We start from the raw sequence: 6,550 nt of genomic DNA on the forward strand, positions 1-6,550 counted from the left end.
GCCGGCGGCACCTCCGCCACCAACGACTCTAGCTGGGATGCTGTAACCCGTGGTCAGGTTCAGTTCACGGCCAAAAGCGACACCGAGTACGGTCCGCTCACCGGCGTAATCGTTCTGCAGGCAAACGCTGACAACGCGTCTGACCAGTCGACGGTCCTCGACTCCGCTTACCTCGACGTCGCGGGCTTCCGCGCTGGTCTGTTCTACTCCTGGTGGGACGATGGTCTCGACGGCGAAACGGCCGACATCGGCTCCCCGGTTACCCTGCACAACTCCATCCGTTATCAGTACGAAACCGGCTCCTTCTACGCTGGTATCAGCGTTGACGAACTGGAAGACGGCTACTTCAAGACCGGCGAAGCTCCGAACAACTTCGGCGTGGCCTTCGGCATCGGCGGCACGTCTGGTGCATTCAGCTACCAGATCACTGGCGGTTACGACACCGACAACGAAGAAGGAGCAATCCGCGCTATGGGTACGGTTGACATCGGTCCTGGCACGCTCGGCCTTGCTGCTGTTTACTCCACCAACCCGAACTCCTACTACGACGCCGCTCAGTGGGCAGTTACTGCCGAGTACGTCATCAAGGCTACCGATAAGCTGAAGATCACCCCTGGTGTTCAGTATTACGGCAACTACGGCATCGACGGCGCCGGCGATTTCGACGACGAAAACGACGCTTGGAAGGTCGGTCTGACGGTTGACTATCAGGTCGTAGACAATTTCTACGCTAAGGCTTCGATCCAGTATCTGGATCCGGATGAAGACGACGACTCCACGTCGGGTTACTTCCGTCTGCAGCGCGCGTTCTAATTTGAACGGTGGAGCCCTGGCTTAAGGTCAGGGCTCCACCTCTGTCAGTTACTGATCAGAATGACCTCCGATCAGTAACGAGGGACTGGTCCGGTTTTGTTGGGGCAGTCCTTTGCAGCCGAACGCCGTTCGATAGTCCTCGGCGCTCTTCAGTCACCAGCCCGAGCTCGATGTCGGCGAAGGCGAAACGATCCATGGGCGAGCCGGCACATACGTGAACTGGAAGCGATTGTCGGGGCCAGTCTCTTTACCCTGTCTGTTCGTGGTCTCGATCCGACAGATACAGGATTGGGACTCTCCGAGGATGCAGGCGCCATGGGTGTCGCCGCAGAAGCGTTGACACGAGAGGCTCAGGGTCGATCGCAACGCCTGACTGAGACGGTGCGCCTCTCGACATCAGTTGTCGTTGAAAATCTTATATTGCCGCCCCCTCTCGCGGGGCATCGTAAACTTAAAAGTCGTGAGGCAACAGCAGGCCGCCTTGGCTGTCGCTGTTTACGCCCGGGCGATCTGCGTCCACAGGCTCATCGCCGCAGCACGTAGTTCGCGATAGTGGCTTGAGATGACGTCGTGGCGCGGGATGTAGAACAGGTTGGCAATCGGATCATGGATGAAGACGAAGTGTTGCAAATGTCGCTTCGACTTGAAGCATTTCATGAACCGTTCTCGCCGCCTGATTGATTGGCTGACGGGAATTCTCTGCTAGCCCCTTGTGAGAGCGATGTTCAACGCGGGGCATGATCTCACGCTTTGCGGCATCGTAGGATCGAAGCTTGTCAGTAACCATCACACGCGGCGCGCGGCCGTGACCCTTTAACAGTTTTCGCATCAAACGCCAGGCCGCCTGGGCATTTCGGCGACTTCGAACCAGCATCCAAGAACGAAACCATCCTGATCGAGGGCGCGCCATAGCCAGTGCTTCTCGCCGCCGATCGAAACGACGGCTTCATCGAGGTGCCACTTATCGCCAAGCCGACCGGATGAGCACCGACGCATCTCGTCGGCAAAGGCACGTCCGAATTTCTCAGCCCACAGCTGGACCGTTTGATGCGAAACCATGATGCCACGGGCGGCCAGCATGTCCTCCACCATCCGCAGGTTGAGAGGGAAGCGGCGATAATTTCGGCGGGAAAGCGGTGGCGGCGATAGAGCGCATCACGGTTCGTCATGACCCGTCATCTCATATCGATGTCCGTCTTTCGTTAAGTTTACGATGCCACCCGCCTAGCGGCAACGACCGAAATCGCGCTGGAACAGCTGTCGGATGGTGCGGGCGTAATCACTATTGGAGATGACGGCCCGAGCCTGCCCAAAGAGCTGCATAAACGCGTGCTTGCGCCGTTCTTCAAGGTCGATGCGTCTCGAAATTCCTCAAGCAAACGCGGTTTCGGACTTGGGCTCTCGATAGTCGACGATATCGTCAAATCTCATGGCGGCGAGTTGTCCTTGCGCGATCGTCAACCTCGCGGGTTGGAAGTTAGAATAGTGCTGCCAGGGTTCAACACGGGCACTCGGACATCGCGTGTAGCATCCCATTCCGGGAACGAGCCAAGGACGGGTTTCGGCAGTCTGAGCCGTACATATAACTTAACAAAACTGAACATATCGGAGCGCGGGAACTTTCTATCGTTCGGTCAACCAAGGAGATATGCGTCATGACCGACCCCACCGCAAAGCATATGCCTGCGCGAATCCTCGTGTTCTTGCCCGAGGCAGCGGTGAGCATCGTCGCCAAACTGAACGAAGAAGGGTACGTCGCAAATCACGTTTCGTCGCAGGCCGACCTCGAAGGTAAACTTACGGTTGGCGGTTACGACCTCATCGTCACGACGCGCCCAAATATCGATATCGTCCGGCGCGTCAGGCCCCTTCCGGTCGTAAATATCGAAGTTTTCCTCAACGTGGCGCAAGCACGCGCCATGTCAGAGGCTGGATCGCAGCTTGACATGGTGTCCCTTTCTCGAAGGATCAACGCGTTGGTTGATCGTCGATCCGCACCTACCGCGGTGCCTACAACAACCARGCGTCGTTCTTGCGAAAACGCGATGATGGCGAAGTTGACGGAACGCATTCGCGCCATCTCCAACCGCTTCGCCTGACGCCAGGCTCTCTCAATCCTACCGATTCTGCGCACTGCGGTCGTTCCGATCACGCGCCGACCAGACATCCGCTTACCCATCCAGGAGATACCCGTGGTTACCAAGTCGATTCAATTTTGTCTCTTTGCGCTCGTTGCTGTTTCCACTGGCTGTGTGAGCACCGATCCGATCGCGTATCAAGGCATCGCATCTTCCAAGCAGCTATCCGTCAATACGCAAAACAAGGACGGAAAAATACCACTCATTTACTCCCATGGAACCGTCGATTTTAGCGCGTACTCAGCTATAATCGTTGAGCCTGTGGAGATCTATCGAAACCGCGATAATCAATTTGGCAGCATCACCGAGAAGGACAAGGTCGAGCTTGCATCCTACATGCAGCGGTCATTCGAAGGCCGCCTTAGGCCAAAATACGCACTTACAAAGATCCCAGGTCCCGGCACGCTTAGGCTCAAACTTGAACTGACTGGCGCAAAGACCAACGCCGTCGTGATCTCGACCGTGGCAAAATTGATGCCGATGGGTCTGGCCGTAAACGGGCTCCAAGCCGCACGTGGAAAAGAAGGAACGCTCAGCGGTTCAATCAATTATTCCGTTGAGGTCTATGACAGCGCGTCGAACAACCTACTCCTGGCTTATGTCTCCAAGCAGTATCCGAGCGCGTTAGACGTCGGCGCTAGCCTTGGCCCACTCGGTGCGTCAAAAGTCGGAATAGACAAGGGCGCGGACGCCCTTCTCTCCAAGCTACAGCCGAAATTACCCATCGCGGCTCGCTGAAGGCGATAACGAGCTCACATGGCAACGGATAACTGGCAGCTGCCTTCACTCAGACAAATCGACTCTGTTATGGACCCACCGAACTGCTTCGGTACGAGAACAAGCGCTCCGGCCCGAATGAGGAGTTATCTCGACGGGCCTGATCAATCCAGCATCAACGCGCTGCGTGTTTTTGCCAGCGGAAAGCTGCCGGTCAAATTTTCTACTTCAATGGCCCCGTGAACGCCGCAGCAAGGGGGGCCGGGACAGCTATAGCAGGGAAACAGGCGCGTCACGCTTGTACGAGCCGGTGCCACAATTGAGTGGATTGCTCCTGTCTTCGTAATCCGCAGAGGATGGAAGATCGAGCTGCGAACCCCTTTCCCCGGACATCGAGAATAATGAGCCGCCATCGATGGAAGCGGCGCATGTAAGGAGATCTGCTTTTGGGGCTGATTGCAACAGATCTTAAAATATCAACACATCCGGCATGCCGCACTCTCGATAACAAGGGCGAAGTAACCGTCTGCAAGGTGCAAACGGCCAACAGTGGTTCTAGTGATGACGCATCGAAAACAGCATAAATGCATACCGGGGCGTTCCGTCAAATCGCTTTTGGTCTCAGCATTGTTTACTTCGATGACCCTCTGTTCCGGCGGGAAATTGTTGGCTCAACAGGCCATAACGGTGAGTGTCGGCGCCGCAGAGCGTGCCACCATTCACGACCATGTCGCGGCCGTTGGAACACTGATCGCGCAGGAGGAAATTAGGGTAAACGCGCTTATCGAAGGCAAGGAAGTGAGGGAAATCCTCGTCGAGGTGGGCGCCGTCGTATCCAAGGGTCAACCACTGGCAATACTCGACGTAGCGGAGGCGAGCTTCGCGCTTGACAGAAACACGGTTCAACTTTCACGCGCCGCGGCTGCTGTCGCGCAAGAGCAGAGTAGGGTTGATGTCGCCGCCGTCAACGAGCGCGAGGCGCGTAAAGTTGTCGAACGAAGCAGATCACTGGTGGGCAGGGGAGTTGTGTCCCAGCAGCTTCTCGATGAACACGAGAATGCCTTTTCTCGGGTCAAGTCCCTGCTCGAGCTTGCGCATCAATCGCTGATGCTGGCTGAGGCGGATCGAAAACTGATCGAGCGCGAGCGCGCCGATATTGCGTTGACGATTGAACGAAGCACTGTGCGTGCGACAGAAGCGGGTAGGGTTCTCAGTCGCAACGCACGCATTGGCGCCATGACCTCATCCTCAGGCGCCCCGCTATTCATCTTGGCGAAAGACGGCCTCATCGAGATGGAGGCCAGTGTGAGCGAAGCGAGCTTTGTTCGCCTCGAAGAAGGGATGGTCGCTGAGATGAGCGTGGCCGGTGAACACGAAACGATCCAGGGTCGCGTGCGATTGAGCGCGGCGCAGATAGATCCTTTCACGCGTATGGGTACGGTGCGGCTGGCGCTCGACCAGCGTCACGCCTTGGTACCAGGCGCGTTCGTCCACGGCAGCATTGAGGTCGCACGGCGTTCAAATGTCACGGTACCTGCCACCGCCGTCAGGATCCAGAATGGCGAAGCCAGTGTTTTTGTCGTTGAAAACGATCGTGCGATCCTGCGCCCTGTAATCCTCGGTTCCCCGGCGGGTGCCGCGATAGAGGTCCTTTCCGGCGTTAAGGAAGGCGAGATCGTAGTCACCAAATCGGGTAGCTTCCTGAAGACGGATGAAAGGATACTGACCGTTCCGACCTCCGGTTTGAAAGCTGGCGAACTTTCCTCGTTAAAGGCCGAAGAGAGTGTGGCGCGATGAACAGCAATATTTCCGCATGGGCCATCCGGAACCCATTGCCGTCAATCCTGCTGTTCGCGGCCCTGACGATCGTCGGCATTTTCAGTTTTATAAAATTGCCGATCACCTATTTCCCGTCGATCAACGTCCCACTGGTAACCGTCACCATCGATCAATCGGGGGTGAAGCCGAGCGAACTCGAGACCGAAGTAACAAAACTCGTTGAGAATGCGATTGCGTCGTTGACGGGTGTTGAGGAGTTGACGTCAACCATCACGGAGGGTCGCTCAACGACCACGGTCGAATTCGAGCTCGGCGTAGTCTCGACCGACCGTGCCGTTACCGATGTTCGCGACGCCATTACCAAGATAAGATCCGATCTTCCGGACACGATCGATGAACCGATTATCGAACGAATGGAGCAAGAGTCACAGGCTGTCGTGACCTATGCTGTTTCCGGAGAAGGAATGAGCAAGTCGCAAATCTCCTGGTTTATTGATGACACGCTCATTCGCGAGCTGCAAGGCGTGCCGGGCGTCGGCCGCATTGATCGTGTCGGCGGCGTGGAGCGAGAAATTCATGTCGAGATCGACCCCAATCGGCTGCATGCGTACTCTTTGACAGCCAGCACTGTGAACAAAAGCCTGATGACGACCCAGTTGGACGCTTCCGGCGGACGTAGTGAGCTCAACGGCCGCGAACAGGCGCTGACGACGGCGGCGGCCGTCGAAACCGTCGATGATCTCGCAGGCCTTCGTATCGCAACACCCGGAACCCGGAACGTCCTTCTCGGCGAGCTCGGCGAGCTCTCCGACACCGTGGCGGAACCGCGCGATTTCGCGACATTGAATGGCTCCGACGTCGTCGGGTTTTCCATATACAGATCGCTCGGCGCGAGCGACGTGGCCGTTGCGGCATCGGTGGCCGAGGCCTTGCACAAATTAGGACCGCAGTATCCCCTGGTGAAGTTCGCAGTTGTGGACGACAGCGTCAGCTTCACCTCCGGAAATTATCGATCGGCGATCGACACCCTGCTAGAAGGCGCATTTCTCGCCGTCGTCGTCGTTTTCCTGTTTTTGCGAGACTGGCGCGCGACGCTCGTGGCG

The 6,550-nt window shown here is 56.9% G+C and carries 5 protein-coding genes and 2 pseudogenes; 6 read left to right on the forward strand and 1 reads right to left on the reverse strand.

Annotated features, from left to right (window positions below; all coding sequences use genetic code 11):
• Positions 1-813 (forward strand): porin (locus AC1D35_RS34230; RefSeq protein WP_477942318.1); only part of this gene is annotated, 813 nt, incomplete at its 5' end.
• Between the two features lie 495 nt (positions 814-1,308).
• Here the strand turns inward: AC1D35_RS34230 and AC1D35_RS34235 are convergent.
• Positions 1,309-1,982: pseudogene (locus AC1D35_RS34235) on the reverse strand (IS6 family transposase).
• Positions 1,983-2,052: 70 nt separating this feature from the next.
• Between AC1D35_RS34235 and AC1D35_RS34240 the strand changes: the two are divergent.
• From AC1D35_RS34240 to AC1D35_RS34260, 5 genes and pseudogenes are all read left to right on the forward strand, one after another.
• Positions 2,053-2,472 (forward strand): annotated as a pseudogene (locus tag AC1D35_RS34240) (ATP-binding protein); the annotation flags it as partial.
• Positions 2,469-2,912, forward strand: a complete 444-nt coding sequence (locus AC1D35_RS34245; protein ID WP_477942320.1) for a hypothetical protein — start codon at positions 2,469-2,471, stop codon at positions 2,910-2,912. The pseudogene AC1D35_RS34240 and the gene AC1D35_RS34245, both read left to right, overlap by 4 nt.
• 93 nt (positions 2,913-3,005) lie before the next feature.
• Complete coding sequence (locus tag AC1D35_RS34250) at positions 3,006-3,689, forward strand: DUF3313 domain-containing protein (protein WP_477855401.1); 684 nt, start codon at positions 3,006-3,008, stop codon at positions 3,687-3,689.
• A 540-nt stretch (positions 3,690-4,229) separates the two neighbouring features.
• Positions 4,230-5,465, forward strand: a complete 1,236-nt coding sequence (locus AC1D35_RS34255; protein WP_113311835.1) for an efflux RND transporter periplasmic adaptor subunit — start codon at positions 4,230-4,232, stop codon at positions 5,463-5,465.
• Positions 5,462-6,550: efflux RND transporter permease subunit (locus tag AC1D35_RS34260; protein ID WP_477942322.1), on the forward strand; the 1,089-nt coding region annotated here is incomplete at its 3' end. The genes AC1D35_RS34255 and AC1D35_RS34260, both read left to right, overlap by 4 nt.

The organism is Rhizobium sp. P1_E6, from assembly GCF_056405875.1.

Bases quoted from the DNA above. Each gene is read 5' to 3' on its own strand.
- AC1D35_RS34255 (WP_113311835.1), top strand. From the start codon at position 4,230: ATGACGCATCGAAAACAGCATAAATGCATACCGGGGCGTTCCGTCAAA.